This window comes from Christiangramia sp. (assembly GCF_029937855.1).
Lineage (GTDB): Bacteria > Bacteroidota > Bacteroidia > Flavobacteriales > Flavobacteriaceae > Christiangramia.
Genome location: NZ_JAPYPC010000024.1, coordinates 29,399 through 47,532 on the forward strand (window position 1 = coordinate 29,399; position 18,134 = coordinate 47,532).

Annotated in this window: 17 protein-coding genes; 9 read left to right on the forward strand and 8 right to left on the reverse strand. The window is 38.2% G+C overall.

Annotated elements, in window-relative coordinates:
• Window positions 1-20 precede the first annotated feature (20 nt).
• Both Q1K34_RS12680 and Q1K34_RS12685 read right to left on the reverse strand, forming a co-directional pair.
• On the reverse strand, window positions 21-665 hold the full coding sequence (locus Q1K34_RS12680) for a peroxiredoxin (RefSeq protein WP_300439475.1): 645 nt from the start codon (window positions 663-665) through the stop codon (window positions 21-23).
• Window positions 666-763: 98 nt separating this feature from the next.
• Window positions 764-1,321, reverse strand: coding sequence for a thioredoxin family protein (locus tag Q1K34_RS12685; RefSeq protein ID WP_300439478.1), 558 nt, complete (start codon window positions 1,319-1,321; stop codon window positions 764-766).
• Between the two features lie 65 nt (window positions 1,322-1,386).
• On the opposite strand from Q1K34_RS12685, the gene Q1K34_RS12690 reads away from it, so the two are divergent.
• Window positions 1,387-1,725: a tRNA-binding protein gene (locus tag Q1K34_RS12690; RefSeq protein WP_300439481.1), complete on the forward strand. Its 339-nt coding sequence runs from the start codon at window positions 1,387-1,389 to the stop codon at window positions 1,723-1,725.
• A gap of 33 nt (window positions 1,726-1,758) precedes the next feature.
• Here Q1K34_RS12690 and Q1K34_RS12695 read toward each other — a convergent pair whose 3' ends face one another.
• The 4 genes from Q1K34_RS12695 to Q1K34_RS12710 all read right to left on the reverse strand — a co-directional run bounded on the left by Q1K34_RS12695 (window position 1,759) and on the right by Q1K34_RS12710 (window position 7,055).
• Window positions 1,759-1,881 (reverse strand): hypothetical protein, encoded by a 123-nt coding sequence (locus Q1K34_RS12695; RefSeq protein WP_300439484.1) that lies wholly within the window; start codon window positions 1,879-1,881, stop codon window positions 1,759-1,761.
• A gap of 351 nt (window positions 1,882-2,232) precedes the next feature.
• Window positions 2,233-4,749 (reverse strand): M14 family zinc carboxypeptidase, encoded by a 2,517-nt coding sequence (locus Q1K34_RS12700; RefSeq protein ID WP_300439487.1) that lies wholly within the window; start codon window positions 4,747-4,749, stop codon window positions 2,233-2,235.
• A gap of 77 nt (window positions 4,750-4,826) precedes the next feature.
• Window positions 4,827-5,222 (reverse strand): PUR family DNA/RNA-binding protein, encoded by a 396-nt coding sequence (locus Q1K34_RS12705; protein WP_300439490.1) that lies wholly within the window; start codon window positions 5,220-5,222, stop codon window positions 4,827-4,829.
• Window positions 5,223-5,297: 75 nt separating this feature from the next.
• Entirely contained in the window at window positions 5,298-7,055 is a 1,758-nt protein-coding gene (locus Q1K34_RS12710) for an ABC transporter ATP-binding protein (protein WP_300439493.1), read from the reverse strand.
• Between the two features lie 133 nt (window positions 7,056-7,188).
• Here Q1K34_RS12710 and Q1K34_RS12715 point away from each other — a divergent pair, with 133 nt between their 5' ends.
• The 4 genes from Q1K34_RS12715 to yajC all read left to right on the forward strand — a co-directional run bounded on the left by Q1K34_RS12715 (window position 7,189) and on the right by yajC (window position 10,143).
• Window positions 7,189-8,292 (forward strand): Glu/Leu/Phe/Val dehydrogenase, encoded by a 1,104-nt coding sequence (locus Q1K34_RS12715; RefSeq protein ID WP_300439495.1) that lies wholly within the window; start codon window positions 7,189-7,191, stop codon window positions 8,290-8,292.
• Between the two features lie 83 nt (window positions 8,293-8,375).
• Window positions 8,376-9,320, forward strand: a complete 945-nt coding sequence (gene nusB, locus Q1K34_RS12720; protein WP_300439498.1) for a transcription antitermination factor NusB — start codon at window positions 8,376-8,378, stop codon at window positions 9,318-9,320.
• A 53-nt stretch (window positions 9,321-9,373) separates the two neighbouring features.
• Window positions 9,374-9,832 carry a DUF1573 domain-containing protein gene (locus tag Q1K34_RS12725; protein ID WP_300439501.1) on the forward strand — a complete coding sequence of 153 codons (459 nt, stop codon included), beginning with the start codon at window positions 9,374-9,376 and terminating at the stop codon, window positions 9,830-9,832.
• 8 nt (window positions 9,833-9,840) lie between these two features.
• The gene (gene yajC, locus Q1K34_RS12730; protein ID WP_300439504.1) at window positions 9,841-10,143 is read left to right on the forward strand and encodes a preprotein translocase subunit YajC; all 303 of its coding nucleotides are present in this window, start codon (window positions 9,841-9,843) and stop codon (window positions 10,141-10,143) included.
• A gap of 159 nt (window positions 10,144-10,302) precedes the next feature.
• On the opposite strand, the gene Q1K34_RS12735 is transcribed toward yajC, so the two are convergent.
• Window positions 10,303-10,896, reverse strand: a complete 594-nt coding sequence (locus Q1K34_RS12735; RefSeq protein ID WP_300439507.1) for a DUF1801 domain-containing protein — start codon at window positions 10,894-10,896, stop codon at window positions 10,303-10,305.
• A 15-nt stretch (window positions 10,897-10,911) separates the two neighbouring features.
• Window positions 10,912-12,153 (reverse strand): peptidase T, encoded by a 1,242-nt coding sequence (gene pepT / locus Q1K34_RS12740; RefSeq protein WP_300439509.1) that lies wholly within the window; start codon window positions 12,151-12,153, stop codon window positions 10,912-10,914.
• Between the two features lie 256 nt (window positions 12,154-12,409).
• Between pepT and Q1K34_RS12745 the strand changes: the two genes are divergently transcribed.
• From Q1K34_RS12745 to Q1K34_RS12760, 4 genes are all read left to right on the forward strand, one after another.
• A complete protein-coding gene (locus tag Q1K34_RS12745) occupies window positions 12,410-15,283 on the forward strand; it encodes a TonB-dependent receptor (RefSeq protein WP_300439511.1) in 2,874 nt (957 codons plus the stop codon).
• A gap of 129 nt (window positions 15,284-15,412) precedes the next feature.
• Complete coding sequence (locus Q1K34_RS12750) at window positions 15,413-16,435, forward strand: quinone-dependent dihydroorotate dehydrogenase (protein ID WP_300439513.1); 1,023 nt, start codon at window positions 15,413-15,415, stop codon at window positions 16,433-16,435.
• Window positions 16,436-16,438: 3 nt separating this feature from the next.
• Window positions 16,439-17,053: a LysE family translocator gene (locus Q1K34_RS12755; protein ID WP_300439515.1), complete on the forward strand. Its 615-nt coding sequence runs from the start codon at window positions 16,439-16,441 to the stop codon at window positions 17,051-17,053.
• 109 nt (window positions 17,054-17,162) lie between these two features.
• Window positions 17,163-18,026 (forward strand): hydroxymethylglutaryl-CoA lyase, encoded by an 864-nt coding sequence (locus Q1K34_RS12760; RefSeq protein WP_300439517.1) that lies wholly within the window; start codon window positions 17,163-17,165, stop codon window positions 18,024-18,026.
• The last annotated feature ends 108 nt before the right edge of the window (window positions 18,027-18,134 follow it).

Sequence of the window (18,134 nt, forward strand, 5' to 3'; positions counted from 1 at the left end):
AATATTTATAAGAAAAATATTTATTTCTTTAATTCGGGTTGAGCCGTAGTTCTTAAATAAGGTTTTACCACTTTATAACCTTTCGGGAACATTTTATCTGCGTCCTCATTACTAACCGAGGGACTTATCACCACATCCTCGCCATGTTTCCAGTTTGCCGGTGTAGCAACCTTATTATAAGCAGTAAGTTGAAGCGAATCTATTACCCGTAATAATTCATCGAAATTCCTGCCGGTACTGGCAGGATAGGTCAGCGTCATTTTAATACTTTTATCTGGCGCAATTACAAATACAGATCTTACGGTAAGAGTGTCATCAGCATTGGGGTGGATCATTCCATAAAGATCAGACACTTTTCTGTCTTCATCTGCGATAATGGGAAAATTCACCGTAGTATTTTGAGTCTCATTAATATCTTTAATCCAGCCTTTGTGGGATTCTACTCCATCCACACTTAGCGCCATCACTTTTACATCACGTTTTTCAAATTCAGCTTTATAATTGGCCACGGTTCCTAATTCTGTAGTACAAACCGGGGTGTAATCTGCGGGATGCGAAAATAGTATTCCCCAGCTATCGCCCAGGTAATCATAAAAATTGATTTTTCCTTCTGAAGTTTCAGCATCAAAGTTTGGGGCTTTGTCTCCTAATTTCAAATCACTCATAATCAAGATTTTTTGTTTTATTAATTAATAACCTATTAAGTCTATAGGTTTATAAAAGTAAAGAAAATATTATCCGAAAATGGAAAGCTCACGTTAAATTAATCTTTCCATTTTATATTACAGCCCATGCTGGGTTTCTGGTCTTCAGCTACTTTTCGGTTATTCAAAATGGCATCCATCGCTTCCCGAAGATCCCTGCCATTGGGGTGTATACCATTTCCCGGCCTGCTGTTATCCAGCTGCCCGCGATAAATCAGTTTTAATTTATCATCAAAAAGAAAAAAATCGGGTGTACATGCGGCGTCATAAGCTTTGGCTATTTCCTGGGTTCCGTCAAAAAGATAGGGGAATGAATACTGATGCTTAGCTGCATGTTCTTTCATCTTTTCCGGGTTATCCTGAGGAAATTTCTTTACATCATTGCTCATTATTCCGGCAAAGCCAAAACCTAACTGCCTGTATTCATTCGCAATTCGAACAATTTCTTCATTCACATGTTTTACAAACGGACAGTGATTACAAAGAAACATAATTAAAGTCCCTCGTTCCCCTTTAACTTCATCCAGCGTTAGTAGATGATCTGTGATGGTATCCATCAGCTTGAAATGGGGAGCTTTTGTCCCTAATTTTATCATATTTGAAGGGGGAAGTGACATCTTTTTTCATAAAATTAATTATTAATACCGAATATTCTTTATTTTGAGGTTCTTAAAAATGAGAGATGGAAGAAATTAACTGGAATGATTTTGAAAAGGTAGAGATGCGAGTAGGAACGATTACTTCCGTAGAAGCATTTCCAGAGGCCAGAGATCCGGCTTATAAATTAGTGATCGACTTTGGGGAAGAGATTGGGGAGAAGAAGTCTTCGGCACAAATTACCCGCCGTTATACCAAAGAAGAATTGCCTGGAAGACAAATTATAGCCGTAGTGAATTTTCCTGTGAAACGCATCGCCGGTTTTAAAAGCGAGTGCCTGGTTTTAGGAGTGTTGGGAGAGAATAAAGATGTTGTTTTGCTTTCTCCCGATCAAAAAATGCCAGATGGGTCAAAAATAGGATAAACTACATTTCTTCTTTAAATTTATGGTGTTCCTCTAATAGTTTTTGATGTCTTTATTATGGCCATAAAGCACCATGATTTCATCTTTATAAAGCACGGTGTCTGCTCTGGCAATTCCCTGAACCGATTTCCTTTTCAGTATTTGCGCCAAGCTCATTTTTTGTTCCGGATCCCAAAAAACAGTACCCCAAAGTAAAACTGGCTTAGCTTTTCTTCTTCATGTTCTGCATGCCTGAAACCGAGATCGTAAAGAGCTATTATAAGGGTGAAAAGGCTTAGCAAAAATGAAAAACGGTTGAGGTTGGTTAAAAACCTCTCGTTTTTGAGCCAGCTTCGAAATCCTGAAAATTTCACTTAGGGGTAGTTTTTTTGTATATATCAGAATGATTTTCTCAAGCAAAAAGTCCGGAAGGGAGACTTCCGGACTTTTAAAAATCTTTAGTCTTTCACAAAGTTATCCAAATTTGATCCAAGACTATTAAAATTCTCCTAAACTCTATACTGATTTCTACATCTCATCTCCGAAGAAAATAGCATTCATCAATAATTTATTTGTTCCATACCAGAAGGCCCGGAAGTTGGTATTATCGGTAAAAAGCATTACTTCGCCACGGCCAAGGCTCTTGTGTTTAAATGGTACTGTATTGGCTATAGAATCAAGGTTTGGTTTACTTATATAGCCGCTTAAAAGGGGCTTTTCAGTATATTGGATTGGGTTGTTATAGCTCTGTTCATCTTCCTCTATAAATATGGTGGTATTCCTGAACATGGCAATTTTGTCATCTTTGTAGCCAAAAGCGATAGGATGGCTTCTGTCAAGTTTTGCTTCAAAAATAGCGCCTCCTATTACCTGAGCTCCTCTAAAATCACCACGTTCTCCAAAACTTACATCCTCGGCAGTCATTTCATTTTCTTTGGTTTTAAAATCTATGAATTCATTCTTTTTCATCCAATTTACTGCATTTCTGTAAGCGATAATGGTTCCTCCGTTTTTGGTCCATTCTTTTATTTTAGGAGCAAAATCCTTGTCAATTCCACTTCCCCAGGCGGCAGGGAGGATAATATCTGTATATCGGCTAAGATCTGCCCGGTCCAGTTCATTTACATCGAGTTTAGTGATCTTCATATTGTACCGCTGATCGAATAAATGCCAGATTTCACCGGCGTCATAAGGAGTGATCGCACCACCAACAATAATAGCTACTTTTTGCGGTTGAAGCGCTCTAAACTGGTTACTTCCAAGATTTATTCCTTTGGTCATCCCGGTTTGAATGGCAGAAATCTCTACACCACTTTCTTTTGAAATTTCTTTTAAATACTCGAACAAGGCTGTTTTATCCAGTTTTTGATTTTGAACCGGTATCATGATGGTTCCGTAGCCATATTTTGTTCCGTCCAATGAAAAATCATCCATGGCAACCTTAGCTCGAAGGCCTTTCTCCAGAATAATATTCAAAGCTTTGGGTGCCATATAGTTGTTCCAGTTCAACAGGTACGCATACTCACTTTCCTCTGGTAATTCAGGAGAGGGAAAAGAAAGTTCGTCAATTTTATTTCCTGCATTTTTCATGGAAGCATCTTCCGTAAAGTCGAGATTGAACGCAAGAGGAAATGTCCATGCCGAAATATCATAAAAAAGACTGTCCTGGAAACTTGTTCGTTTTTCGAACATTGCCTTTACAAGTCTGTGCTGACGCTGATTTTTAGGCACTATATAAGAGGATCCTTTTTTGAAATTGATGTTATTCTCCTTAAAATCTTCCCCGGGTTCATATACTTCAATTTGATGTCTTTTTAAAATTTCTGCGAGTTTGTAAGCACTTACAGGATCCTTTGTATTTCCAAATGCATAGGCTCCAGATTCAGCTGAACTTCTTGCATTCTTAAAGAAGTTACGTTGATAATCCAGCAACTCTTTTCTCATGTTTTGCGCGGCTTCCAGGGTAGAAAGTGCTGCGGTAAACTGATTTCTGATGGTGAAAGGGAAAGTTAAAATTCCATTATCGGTTTCCTGGGCATGACCCCTGGAACTTCCCTGTTCAAATAAAATCCCTATGCTACCGTTAATGTCTGGGAATGTAGATCCTTTTCCGTAGTAGAAATCATCATAATTCTCTTCCGTATAATATAAGGAACCAATTTCATCAAAAGCATTAGCGTGATAGGTACCAATTTCCCGGGTAAGGTCCTGGTTCATCTTTGGAGTCAAGGGATGTGTCCTTGAAGGAATCCCCGGCTGAAAAAAGAAGGTAGAATTTGATCCCATTTCATGGTGATCTGTCAGGATATTGGGATACCATTTATGAAAAGTTGAAATCCTCGCCTGTGATTCCGGAAGCTGAACGGGCAGCCAGTCACGGTTCATGTCAAACCAGTAGTGATTGGTTCTTCCACCAGGCCACACCTCGCTGTACTCACGATCCTGGGGATCTGGATTAATATTTTCACTTTTATTGGTATTTGCCCAATAAGCAAAGCGTTGTAAACCATCAGGATTAAATGAAGGATCCAAAAGGATTATCGTATTATCCAATACTTCTTCAATTTCATCACCTTCAGCAGCGGCTAAATAATAAGCGTAAAGTAGGGCAGCGTTGGAACCGCTGGCTTCGTTTCCATGGATAGAAAAACCCTGGTTAATTACAGAGGGCATTTCGCCTGTATCCAGTGATTCTGAGTTTTCCTCCACCAGTGAAACATGCTGGTTTCTTATTTTTTCAATATTCGAAAGATTTTCTTCCGAAGAAATCGTTAGTAGGATCAAAGGCCTGCCTTCATAAGTAAATCCGCGATTTTCCACCTGAATGCGTGGCGAAGCTTCCGCAAGCTTATTCATATACATCAAAAGCCGGTCGTGGCTTACGTGCCATTCTCCGGGAACAAAGCCTATAACTTCCTGCGGGGTGGGGATGTCAGCATTATAATTTACATCGGCGGGAAGGTAATAATCTAAAGTGATTTCCCTGTCTTGCGCCTGAATTGAAAAAATTGAAAATAATAGAAGGATACTTGTAAAAATTCGCATTGTTTTTATTTTGAAAAATCTAATATAAAAAAAACCGTCCTGATATGGGACGGTTTAAAAATAACTGAGGGTATTTTTTAAATATCGTCAAAACTTACGTCTGTAAATTTATCAGCGGTTGAAGCGGTAGCAGCAGATTTTTTCTCACTGGTATCTTCATCATCATCGTATTCTTTTTTGAAATCTTTTTGATGGCGCTCACTTATCACCTCTTCTCCTTTTTCATTCACGATATAATCTGTCATCTCCTCAAGGATCTCTCTAAAACCATCAAAATCTTCTTTGTAAAGGTAGATCTTATGTTTCTTGTAATAGAAGGAGCCATCGTCATTGGTGAATTTCTTACTTTCTGTGATGGTAAGATAATAATCGTTGGCACGGGTAGATCTTACGTCAAAAAAATAAGTTCTTCTTCCTGCTCTTAAAACTTTAGAGAATATTTCTTCTTTCTCCATCATTCCCTTGTCGCTCATAAAATAAATTCTTTAATAGGTTTGTTATTGTGGAGTTCAAAAATCTAAAAATTTTTAACATCTAGCAAAATATTTTCACATTTCTTTTTCATTTAGTTGTTTTGCATATAGTTCTTTATAATATCCCGTAGCTTTCATTAACTCATCATGTGTGCCTTGCTGAACTATTTGCCCGTCTTCCAGAATGATGATCTTATCTGCATTTTTTGCTGAAGAAATTCGATGGCTAACTATAATGGTTGTTTTATCTTTTGAAATCTGGAACAGATTATTTAGGATTTCCTCTTCGGTTTCAGTATCTACTGCGGAAAGGCAGTCGTCAAAAAGTAAAATTTCAGGTTCATGGATTATGGCCCGTGCAATGGAAACCCGTTGTTTCTGACCTCCCGAAAGTGTGATTCCTCTTTCTCCAAGTACGGTATCATAGCCTTTGCTGAAGCCCATAATATTTTTGTGCACCGAAGCATTTTGAGCAGCTTTTATAATCTCATCTTCGGTCGCCTCAGTCTTTCCAAACTTTATATTGTTCCGAATACTATCGCTGAATAAAAATGCGTCCTGCGGCACATAGCCGATACTTTCACGCAGGCTTTCCAAATTTAGCTGCTGAATATTCTTAGCATCAATTAAGATTTCGCCCTGATCTATATCATATAACCTGCCAATAAGTTCCAAAACTGTGGATTTCCCGGAACCTGTTTTCCCTATGATAGCTAAGGTTTCACCTTTTCTTACCTTGAAAGAGACATTTTTTAATGCTGTAATATTGGTATCGTCATATGTGAAGCTCACATTTTTAAAGTTAATATCTCCGTTGATCGTGTCTGGTTCTATTTTGGGATTTGTGATCTCCGGTTTCTCACTAAGAAATTCATTAATCCTTTCCTGGGATGCATCGGCCTGCTGCACAAGGGAAGTTACCCATCCTATAGATGCTACCGGCCAGGTAAGCATATTAACATATAAGATAAATTCTACCAGTACATCAATATTTGCAATTTGGCCTGAAATGAGTTGTCTTCCGCCGATATAGATCACGATAATATTACTAATCCCAATCAATAACACCATTAGCGGAAAGAAGAACGCTTGCACTTTAACCAGGTCTATATTCTTGTCCCTGCTTCCGTTAGAAAGATCGGTGAAATTAGTATTGGTTTGAGGTTCAATTCCGTAGGACTTTATCACGGCGATCCCACTAAAACTTTCCTGGGTGAAGGTATTCAATTTGGATAAATACTGCTGTACAACGGTACTTCTTTGATGTATAGCCACACTTAGCTTATAGATTGAAAAAGCAAGGATAGGTAAGGGGATTACGGTGTATAAAGTGAGTTCGGGCGCCGCCTGGATCATAAAGATAAGCACTACAATTGTAGAAGTAAAGGTGGTCACACTATACATGATCGCCGGTCCCAGGTATAATCTTACCTTGGAAACATCCTCACTAATACGGTTCATAAGGTCGCCGGTTCTGTTCTTTTTATAAAAATTTAAAGATAGATCCTGATAATGTTGAAAAACCTCATTTTTAAGATCATATTCCATGTGCCTGGAAACCACGATAAAGGTCTGTCTCATAAGAAACGTAAGAAAAGCAGCAATGAGTGTGGTTCCTACAATAAGTGCAATATTATAAGCCAATTCATTTTTCACCACAGAAATATCGGTTACAGTACCATTGATGTATTTTTCAATAATCACAGTACTTTTACCTATGAGAGGAATGTAATAAATGGCAAATATCCTGGCAGCGATGGTAATGATTAAGCCTATCAGTAGTTTCCATTTGTATTTGTAGAAATATTTATTGAGATGCTGAAGATTTTTCATTCAGGATATTTAGCTTTAATTGAGAATTCAGTAATTTAACACGTTTTAAATCACCAATTTTTAAAATATTATTATTTTTGCAACGAATTTTTAGTCAAATTCAGAATCTGAATAATTTAAAAATCAACAAATTATGCAAGTTGACGTTCTAAACGCAAAAGAACTAAAAAAGTCTGCTCCGGTATTCGGACAGGTGTCCTTTGATGAACACGAGCAAATCGTGTTTTGCAACGACAAAGATACAGGTTTAAAGGCAATTATTGGTATTCATAACACTGTTTTAGGTCCTGCTCTGGGCGGTACCAGGATGTGGAATTATACCAGCGAATGGGAGGCGGTGAATGATGTTTTGCGTTTGTCCCGTGGGATGACTTTTAAAAGCGCGATCACGGGATTGAACCTTGGTGGCGGAAAAGCAGTGATTATTGGAGATGCTAAGAAAGATAAGACTCCGGCACTCATGAAGAGATTTGGTGAATTCGTACATTCTTTAGGTGGTAAATATATCACAGCTGAAGATGTTGGGATGGAAACTTCAGATATGGATACCGTGAGAGAGGTAACTCCTTACGTAACCGGAATTTCAGAATCTAAAGGTGGAGCAGGAAATCCTTCTCCCATTACTGCGTATGGTGTTTTTATGGGGATCAAAGCTTCCGCTAAATTCAAATACGGAACAGATGATCTTGAAGGCAAAAAAGTATTGGTGCAGGGAATTGGACATGTAGGAGAGACCCTTGTAGAATATCTTGTAAGTGATGGCGCAGAAGTATTCATAAGTGATATTAATGAAGAACGGCTGGAAGAAGTAAGTGAAAAACATGGAGCCTATATATTTACAGACCACGATATATATGGTGCAGATATGGATATATACGCACCCTGTGCTCTGGGAGCCACTATCAACGATGAAACTATCCAGAGACTCAAGGTAGATATCATTGCGGGAGCGGCCAACAACCAGTTAGCAGATGAGGTTTCCCATGGTGAGATCCTTCAGAAAAAAGGTATTGTCTATGCTCCGGATTTCCTGATCAACGCAGGTGGAATCATAAATGTATATGCTGAACTGGAGAATTACGATAAGCAGGAAATTATGCGTAAAACAGAGAATATCTATAACACCACGCTCAAAATTCTTGAAAAAGCATCTAAAGATGACATTACCACTCATTTTGCGGCTTTACAAATCGCAAAGCAGAGAATTTTAGATAGAAAAAATCAAAATTTAAATTAGTCAGTTCTAATTAATTGATATTTTTGCAGGGCGAAAGGGAAATTCTTTCGCCCTTTCTAATTTCTAAAAGTTCTTTTACAATTATGTTGACAAGAAGACATATCAGGGTTAAAGTAATGCAATCACTATACGCTTTTAACCAAAGCCAGAATGATAACCTTGCCACCGAAGAGAAATTCCTGCTGAAGAGTATGCAGGAAATGTATGATCTATATCTGCTTCAAATAAGTTTGATCACCGAAGTAAGAGAACATGCTGAAACTTATTTAGAAAAATCCCAGCAGAAACATTTAGCGACCAGCGAAGAGAAAGATCCTAGCAGGAAATTCGTAGACAACCAGGTTTTTCAAATTCTGAATGAGAACGAAAGCATACAAAATGCACTGGAAAAACACAAGATAAATCACTGGAAACAGGATGATGAATATGTGGCGATCATCTGGAATGAGGTGAGAAACAGCCTGGCTTATCAGGAATATATGGAAACCCGGGAAAGCAGTTTTAAAGAGGATAAGGATTTTATAATTCACATCTTTAAAGAAATCATCGCTCCTAATGAAAAGCTTTATGAATACCTGGAGGATAAAAAACTTACATGGGTAGACGATCTTCCGCTGGTGAATACTGCGATTTTGAAATTTCTTCAGAAGCTAAAAGAATCTACAGGAAGAGAGAAGAGAATTACCCAGTTGTTTAAAAATGAAGAAGATAAGGAGTTTGCTCTCAAACTTTTCAGAAAAACATATTTAAACGATGAGGACCTTTCCGAGGAAATGCTAGGGAAAACTCCTAACTGGGATAAAGACAGGATCGCTGAAGTTGATATGGTATTAATTAAAATGGCGATTTGCGAGTTTTTGAAGTTCAGCAGTATTCCGGTAAAGGTTACTATTAATGAATATCTGGAAATTGCTAAAGAATACAGTACTCCCAAAAGCAGTATTTTTATAAATGGAGTTTTAGATAAACTCTCTAAAGAATATCAAACTGAGGAGAAGCTAAATAAAACCGGAAGAGGTCTTATGTAGTTAAGATTTTTTATTATTTTTATCAATTAGAAATTAAACAAAATAACTTCACCATGAAAAAGACAATTTTAATGTTTGCGGCAGTAGGAGCTATGCTGTTCACCGGATGTAAAGATAATGCTTCAGATAAGGTAAAAGCTGAAAATGTAGAAGCATCTGCTGAACGTGACGCACAGGACACACAATATCCTGAAATCAGCTTTGAAGAAACCGAATTCGATTTCGGTAATATTGCCAAAGGTACAAACGTGGAGCACGTATTTAAATTTGAAAATACGGGAAATGCACCCTTAGTAATTACCAATGCAGCCAGTTCTTGTGGTTGTACGGTACCTACCTATCCTAAAAATGAAACTATCGCTCCTGGAGAAACCGGAGAGATGCTGGTTAAATTTAACGGATCTGGAAATGGGCAGGTTACAAAAACAGTTACTGTATCTGCAAATACAGAATCAGGAAAAGAACAAATTAAAATTAAAGCTTTTGTAGAAGCTGACGAAAACGCGAGCTAAAAGCATATATGGATCAATTAACGCAGTTTGCACCAATTATTTTAATGTTTGTGGTGGTGTATTTTTTTATGATACGCCCGCAAATGAAAAAAGCGAAACAGGAAAAGAATTTTGCCGCCGAGCTTAAAAAAGGAGATCGGATTATCACTAAAAGTGGGATGCATGGCAAAATTATAGATTTCAGCGAAAAAAATAATTCGGTGATTATTGAAACCGGAGCAGGAAAAATCACTTTCGACCGTTCTTCAATTTCGATGGAAATGAGTCAGAAACTTAATGAACCACCTGCAAAGGCGAAAGATAAAAAGTAACAGTGAAGAATATAATCGAAAAAAAGCAGCTAGATATAGCTGCTTTTTTTATTCTATAGAGAGTAAATAGCCTGAGGCTTGCCTCGTTAGTAAATGTTGTAAAGTTTGAAAACGTTTCCCTCTAAAATGCTTAGTGGGCTTGCCCCAAAGAAATTTTACTTAGCAATTTTTATATTTATCATGTAAACCAGTTCCTTTCTTGATCATAGGACTAATTTTTTCAATCCGGCTGGATTTAGTAGCTGGCCTTTTGGCTTCTGTAATATAATCGGCATATTCGCCCTGCTTTCCCGGTGTTAGCTTATCAAAACTTTTCTTTAATCCGGGGTCATTTAAAAATGCCTCCGCCAGTTCTTCGGAAATAACTACCTTTTTTATCCTAACCGGTTTTATTTCTTTTCCTTCCCGCTGATTTTGAATTGCTTCTTTTATATAAGGCAATAAAGCTGAAGTTTTAATTTCGTCTCCTTTCTCAAAGCGTATCTGTCTCAATGCTTTTGTTTTTCCTTCCTGTGCATTTACGAGAAGAGCTGTATTTTCTTTTAATAAAGCGCCATTAAAGAACCAAATTCCAACATGGTTTTTAAAAGCACCAATTCCAACCACATTTTTATCGTTAAAAGTGTACACAGGTGCTCCCCATTTAATTTCAGGTTTAAGATCTGTGCTTAAGATCATTTCATGAAGCTGTCTAAGTTCTTTTTCCCAATGCCTATGGACAGAGATATATTCTTCCGCATTTTTTACAGCCATGACTTTAGGTTTTAGTTATTCGTATTTTTTTGCTGTAAGTTCTGCTAATTTAACGATAACTTCCGCGGCTTTTTGCATACTTTCAACAGGAACATATTCATATTTTCCGTGAAAATTATGTCCGCCAGCAAAAATATTAGGACAGGGTAGTCCCATAAAACTTAGCTGAGCTCCATCGGTTCCACCTCTAATAGGTTTAATAATAGGCTTTACATTAACTTCTTGCATAGCTTTTTCAGCAAGATCAATGATATGCATAACAGGTTCTACTTTTTCCCGCATATTGGCATATTGATCTTTGATCTCTATACTAATGCAATCCCTTTCATATTGAGAGCAGATATCACTCACCAGATCATGCATCATCTGTTTCCTCGCCTCGAAATGAGTCTTGTCATGATCTCTAATAATATATTCCAGTTCAGTTTCTTCCACATCACCTTTAATACTGCTTAGATGGAAGAAGCCCTGTCTACCTTCGGTATGTTCCGGAGTTTCTAATCTTGGCAGAGAATTGATGAAATCCTGGGCGATATACATGCTATTGATCATTTTATCTTTGGCATAACCCGGATGCACACTTTTTCCGAAGACCTTTACAACCGCACTTGCAGCGTTAAAGTTTTCGTATTCAAGTTCGCCAATCTGGCTGCCATCCATGGTATAGGCCCATTCTGCACCAAATTTCTCCACGTTGAATTTATGCGCCCCCCGGCCAATTTCTTCATCTGGAGTGAAACAGATACGAATTTTACCGTGTGGAATTTCAGGATTGTCTACCAGGTATTCCATAGCCATCATTATCTCGGTAATTCCGGCTTTATCATCGGCTCCTAAAAGCGTTGTGCCATCTGTGGTGATAAGCGTTTGACCTTTATATTGCTGAAGATCTTCAAAGTACTCCGGGGAAAGAATGATATTTTTTTCAGGATTTAGGACGATATCCTTCCCGTCATAATTTTCAATGATCTGGGGATTTACGTTGGTTCCGGAAAAATCTGGAGTGGTATCAAAATGGGAAACAAAGCCTATTACCGGAACCTTATGAGGAACATTGGCTGGCAAGCCTGCCATAACATAAGCATTTTCATCTATACTTATATCTTCAAGCCCTATTTCCTTAAGCTCCTGAACCAGTTTCTTAGCAAGATTCCATTGTTTTTCGGTACTGGGAGTGGTATCGCTTTTAGGATCACTTTGGGTATCTATCTTTACGTAGCTAATAAACTTATTGGTGAGTCTTTCTTTATTGATCATCCTGGAGTTTTAATTAAATGTCTGCCGGTCTTTTTGTTTAACCAGTACGATAACAAATATAATTTAACCTCAAGCTACTTTTCCTTAAACTTATTTAAAAACTGGTAATAATTTATGAATTATCCCTTTATGTTAAAAAAATTAAATATCAGTATTTATAATATTAAAATATTAATTATAATATTCTTAAAATGAGACAATTGTTATTAGTTAGTTAAAATTTTAGTATATATTTAGAAAATTAAACCAGTTAAATATGAAAAGTTATTACGTAGTAATTTTATCGTTTTTCTTTTGTTGGATGACTCAGGGACAGGTTCAAACCATCACCGGTACAGTGCTGGATGAAAATTCTGAACCTCTTTTTGGAGTGACTGTAGCTGTAAAAGATACCAACAGGGGAACTAGCACAGATATGGATGGTACCTATTCGGTAGAAGCCGAATTCGGACAAACCCTGGTCTTCACTTTTGTTGGTTATGATGCTCGCGAGGTATTAATAGACCAGGAAGAAATAAACGTCACCATGGTTTCGGGAATGGCTCTTAGTGAAGTGGTGCTGGTTGGATCCAGACGTCCCAGCAGGACAGTGGTAGAATCTACTGTACCTATAGATGTACTTGATGTTCAGGAAATGGCGGTTGCGGTTCCACAGGTGAATCTTAACCAGATCCTTAATTATGTAGCACCTTCCTTTACTTCCAATACGCAGACAATTTCCGATGGGACAGATCATATAGATCCTGCTTCCCTGCGTGGGCTTGGTCCAGATCAGGTGTTGGTCTTAATCAATGGAAAAAGAAGACATAATTCTTCACTGGTAAATGTAAATGGAACTTTTGGGAGGGGTAGTGTAGGAACAGATTTAAATGCGATTCCCGCATCGGCAATCAAAAGGATTGAAGTACTTCGGGATGGAGCAGCGGCCCAATATGGTTCAGATGCTATTGCCGGAGTTATAAATATTATTTTGATAGATCAAACCAATGAGCTGAATTTTAACGTGACCACGGGAGCTAATTTCTCTGAGAATGCCAACGAACAAACCGGAGGGGTAGACGGAGAAACGGTGAACGTCGCTGCCAGTTATGGGGTTCCTTTAGGTGACAATGGAGGTTTTGTGACTTTCGCGGGAGATTTTGATTACCGGGAAGATTATAACAGGATGAAAGAATGGGAAGGATCTATCTTCAATGCTTATAATGCTATTGAATTTCGAGCTGCCAATAGTGGTGCCAATATAGCTTCCCTTACAGATGACCAGATAAAACAATTTGCACAGCAGGTTTCATATTTCAGCAGCGATTTTCAGAATGATATTAGCAACGCGCCAGACCGGGCGGCATTACAGGACCTTTTAAGCCTGGATGTTACAGAAAATGAGCTGGATGCGCGTGGTCTGGATAGAACAGATTTTAATATGCGGGTAGGACAATCTGCTTTAAGAGGTGGGAGGTTTTTTGCGAACATGAGCCTTCCTTTAGACGAAGCGGGAACAGAATTATATTCTTTTGCCGGGATGAGTTCACGTAGAGGGAACTCTGCAGGATTCTATAGATTACCGAATCAAAGCAGAACATATACCCCTATATATATAAATGGATTTTTGCCCGAAATTAATTCCAAGATCAAGGACCAGTCTGTTGCTGTGGGAGTAAGAGGCGAGATCTCAAACTGGAATGTGGATTTTAGTAATACCTGGGGGAAAAATGAATTTCAGTATTTCATCTCGAATACTGCCAATGCCTCGTTGCAAAGGGCGAGTCCAACATCTTTTGATGCCGGGGGATTCTCGTTTATCCAGAATACCACCAACCTGGATGTTAGCAGGTTTTATGATGAAGTTTTCCTCGGGTTGAACCTTGCTTTTGGAGCAGAACACAGGTTTGAGAACTATGAAATTGTAGCGGGAGAGAAAGCTTCTTATGAGCAATACACTCAAAATGGAGATGTAGTACTAAGATCTGATCAGGATCCTGCAAGGGATTTCTTCGGAAATGCCAGGCCAGGTGGATCACAGGTATTTCCTGGATTTAGCCCTAAGAATGAATTATCCAGAGAGCGTAGCAGTATTGCCGGTTATTTTGATATTGAAGTAGACTTCAGTGAAAGATTTCTGGCAACTTTTGCGACGAGATTTGAGGATTATTCAGATTTTGGTTCAACCCTTAACTTTAAATTATCTTCCAGGTATAAACTAACCGATAATATAAATATTAGGGGTGCAGCCAATACAGGGTTCAGGGCGCCTTCCCTACATCAGTTATATTTTAACTCTACTTCTACGATCTTTGATAACCAGGGAAATCCACAAGAAGTGGGGACTTTTTCAAATGATAGCCGCCCCGCAGAACTGTTGGGTATTCCGCAGCTCAAGGAAGAAACATCCAGGAGTATAAGTCTGGGTTTTACAGCTAAGATTCCAGATGCTAATCTGTCTTTAACAGTAGATGGGTATTTTGTCGCTATAGATGATCGCGTCGTTTATACCGGCCAGTTTAGTGGGCCGGGAACAGGTACAGAATTAGATAATTTGCTGGCCCAGGCGAATGCCACAGCAGCCTCATTCTTTGCCAATGCTATAGATACAGAATCTAAAGGTCTGGATATGGTGCTAACCCATAGCGCCATTTTCAATGATAATTTTAGTCTGAAATCTGATCTAGCGGCGACACTTTCTAAAACTCAGAAAGTAGGTGATATCAACGCTTCTGAAGTTTTGGAGCGTGCAGGTTTAGTGGATACCTATTTTCCTGAAGACAGCCGGGTTTATCTTGAAGAGGCGGTTCCAAGAACTAAGGTAAACCTTACTAATAGCCTGACTGCAGGTGATTTTAATGTCTTTCTTAGGAATGTTTATTTTGGTGAAGTGACTGAAGCCTCTACCATTATAGAAAATCAGCAGGTATTTGACTCGAAGCTGGTCACAGATCTTTCCGTTGGATATCGCGCTACCGATGCGCTGACATTAACTCTTGGTGCCAATAATATTTTTGATATCTATCCAGACAGGGCAGCCGATGAGTTTGGCAATCGTAGTTCAGGTAGGTTCGATTGGTCCAGGAGAGCTCAGCAATTTGGGATTGGAGGTCGTTTCCTTTTCGCTAGGGTAAGCATTAATCTGCAATAGGATTAAAATGGACAAACATAAGAAAGCAGCTGAAAGGCTGCTTTTTTATGTTTGTGTTAACTGGAATAGAAGAAGGTATGAGCTTTTCATTTATCTAAATTCAATTACTTTTGCGTAAACTTTCCAGAAATGTATAAGTCATTAATAAAACCTGCGCTTTTTAAATTTGATCCCGAAGAAGTTCATTATTTCACCTTTAATTTTTTGCGACGCTTCTGCAAATTGCCGGGTGCTGTATCATTTTTAAGGTCAAAGTATGAGCTAAAAGATAAAAGGCTGGAAAGGGAAGTTTTCGGATTAAAATTTAAAAATCCAGTAGGCCTTGCAGCAGGTTTCGATAAAGATGCTAAACTTTATAATGAGCTTTCAGCTTTAGGATTTGGATTTGTAGAGGTTGGAACGGTTACTCCAAAGCCACAGGTTGGGAATGAAAAACAAAGGCTTTTTAGGTTGAAGGAAGATTCGGCTATTATAAACCGAATGGGTTTTAATAATCATGGGGTAGAAGAAATGGTGGAGCGGCTTAAAAAAAATAAGGATGTGCTTATTGGAGGTAATATCGGAAAGAATAAAGTCACTCCTAATGAGAATGCCAAAGATGATTACCTGTATAGTTTCGAAGCGCTTTTTGATCATGTAAATTATTTCGTGGTGAACGTGAGCTCACCTAATACTCCTAATCTAAGGGAACTTCAGGACAAGGAGCCGTTAAAAGATCTTCTGAATACACTTCAGAAAAGGAATGAGCAAAAGAAAAATTCCAAACCTATATTATTAAAAATTGCTCCAGATCTAACCGATGATCAGTTAATGGATATTATCGAGATCGTTCAGGAAACTAAGATCGCGGGTGTAATTGCAACGAATACTACTATTTCCCGGGAAGGTTTAAAATCTGAAAATAAAAATGAAATGGGCGGACTTAGTGGCAAGCCACTTACCAAACGATCTACCGAGGTCATCAGGTTCTTATCTGAAAAAAGTAATAAATCCTTTCCCATTATTGGAGTTGGCGGAATTCATACGGCTGAGGATGCGATTGAAAAACTGGAAGCCGGAGCCAGGCTGGTGCAGCTTTATACCGGGTTTATATATGAAGGCCCGGCACTTATAAAAGCGATCAATCAGAAAATTTTAGAGAAAGGTCTTTAAAATATGTGGGATCAAATTATTCCTTTTTTAACCGCTTCCATCCTCCTTACTTTTTCTCCCGGCCCGGATATCATTTATGTGCTGGTAAGATCGATGGTATATGGGTATAAGCAGGGAATTATGACTGCTCTCGGTTTGGTCAGCGGAATTTTGATCCATACCAGTTTGGTGGCTTTCGGTGTTTCCGCGGTTATCAAACAGTCTGAAAATATATTTCTTTTTATAAAAGTCCTGGGCGCACTTTATTTGCTCTACCTGGCCTATCAGGTTTACAAAAGTAATCCCGAAATTGCCTTTTCTTCCGATGATATTACTGATAAAAGTATGTTCAGTTTATATAAACAGGGATTTATCATGAATGTTTTAAATCCCAAAGTCGGTATTTTCTTCCTGGCATTCTTTCCCGGTTTTCTTTGGGATCCGGATGGAAACACGATTTTGCAGTTCTACATTCTTGGCGCAGTTTTTATGTTGCAGGCATTCTTTATTTTTAGCAGCGTTGCGGTACTTGCAGATAAAATTTCGGTATATATAAAATCCCATCCTAAAGCTGGAATATTCTTAAAATGGATGCAGGTGGTAATTTTCATACTAATAGCAGTGTTAATTCTGGTTTAAAAGATGAAGAATTGAGTATGATTATTTCTGAAATTCCTGTTTGAAATTAATTATTATCAATAAATCTATATTCTTTTTCAATTTTCACTAAAATGCTATCTTTGGGCATATGGGTAAAGTGAAGCTTATCGAGTGTCCCAGGGACGCCATGCAGGGAATCCGGGATTTTATTCCTACGGAAAAAAAAGTACAGTATCTTCAATCTCTCCTGCGTTGCGGATTTGATACCATAGATTTCGGAAGTTTTGTATCCCCAAAAGCTATTCCTCAAATGAAAGATACTGCCGAAGTGCTTTCTCAGCTGGATCTTTCAAAGACTGAAAGTAAACTCTTGGCAATTGTGGCGAATACTCGCGGAGCTCAAGATGCTTCTAAATTCCAAGAAATAGACTATTTAGGTTACCCTTTTTCAATCTCTGAAAATTTCCAGATGCGTAATACGCACAAGACCATTGCAGAGTCTGTTGAGGTTTTACGTGAAATCCTGGATATAGCCGATGCCTCCGGAAAAGAAGTAGTGGCTTATTTAAGTATGGGCTTTGGAAATCCTTATGGTGATCCATGGAACGTGGAAATCGTAGGGGAGTGGACAGAAAAACTTTCTGGGATGGGTGTAAAGATCCTCTCTTTATCTGATACCGTAGGAACTTCAACACCAGATATCATTGAATATTTATTTTTAAATCTTATCCCGAAATATCCTAATATCGAATTCGGTGCACATCTGCATACCACGCCTTCTAAATGGCATGAAAAAGTAGATGCTGCATATAAAGCCGGTTGCTATAGGTTTGATGGAGCTATCCAGGGATTTGGCGGCTGCCCTATGGCAAAAGATGAGCTTACCGGGAATATGCCATCAGAAAAAATGCTTTCCTATTTTAATGCTGCTAAAGCCGATACCAACGTCAAAATGACCAGTTTTGAGTCAGCTTATAATGAAGCGTCTAAAATATTTAGTGCCTACCATTAAGATTTTATATTCCTTATTTTTAATTTCTACTTTATTTTTTTTAGATCAACTGAATGATATTTAGGGAATTATACGTTTATTATTAATTGTATTTATGGCTTTTTCAAC

Coding starts and splice junctions, on each gene's coding strand:
- Q1K34_RS12710 (WP_300439493.1), bottom strand. CDS start 7,055: ATGAAAAATCTTCAGCATCTCAATAAATATTTCTACAAATACAAATGG.
- Q1K34_RS12735 (WP_300439507.1), bottom strand. CDS start 10,896: ATGGCTGTAAAAAATGCGGAAGAATATATCTCTGTCCATAGGCATTGG.
- Q1K34_RS12685 (WP_300439478.1), bottom strand. CDS start 1,321: ATGTCACTTCCCCCTTCAAATATGATAAAATTAGGGACAAAAGCTCCC.
- Q1K34_RS12750 (WP_300439513.1), top strand. CDS start 15,413: ATGTATAAGTCATTAATAAAACCTGCGCTTTTTAAATTTGATCCCGAA.
- Q1K34_RS12755 (WP_300439515.1), top strand. CDS start 16,439: ATGTGGGATCAAATTATTCCTTTTTTAACCGCTTCCATCCTCCTTACT.
- Q1K34_RS12760 (WP_300439517.1), top strand. CDS start 17,163: ATGGGTAAAGTGAAGCTTATCGAGTGTCCCAGGGACGCCATGCAGGGA.
- Q1K34_RS12690 (WP_300439481.1), top strand. CDS start 1,387: ATGGAAGAAATTAACTGGAATGATTTTGAAAAGGTAGAGATGCGAGTA.
- pepT (WP_300439509.1), bottom strand. CDS start 12,153: ATGATCAATAAAGAAAGACTCACCAATAAGTTTATTAGCTACGTAAAG.
- Q1K34_RS12715 (WP_300439495.1), top strand. CDS start 7,189: ATGCAAGTTGACGTTCTAAACGCAAAAGAACTAAAAAAGTCTGCTCCG.
- Q1K34_RS12725 (WP_300439501.1), top strand. CDS start 9,374: ATGAAAAAGACAATTTTAATGTTTGCGGCAGTAGGAGCTATGCTGTTC.
- Q1K34_RS12745 (WP_300439511.1), top strand. CDS start 12,410: ATGAAAAGTTATTACGTAGTAATTTTATCGTTTTTCTTTTGTTGGATG.
- Q1K34_RS12695 (WP_300439484.1), bottom strand. CDS start 1,881: ATGAGCTTGGCGCAAATACTGAAAAGGAAATCGGTTCAGGGAATTGCC.
- nusB (WP_300439498.1), top strand. CDS start 8,376: ATGTTGACAAGAAGACATATCAGGGTTAAAGTAATGCAATCACTATAC.
- Q1K34_RS12700 (WP_300439487.1), bottom strand. CDS start 4,749: ATGCGAATTTTTACAAGTATCCTTCTATTATTTTCAATTTTTTCAATT.
- Q1K34_RS12680 (WP_300439475.1), bottom strand. CDS start 665: ATGAGTGATTTGAAATTAGGAGACAAAGCCCCAAACTTTGATGCTGAA.
- yajC (WP_300439504.1), top strand. CDS start 9,841: ATGGATCAATTAACGCAGTTTGCACCAATTATTTTAATGTTTGTGGTG.
- Q1K34_RS12705 (WP_300439490.1), bottom strand. CDS start 5,222: ATGAGCGACAAGGGAATGATGGAGAAAGAAGAAATATTCTCTAAAGTT.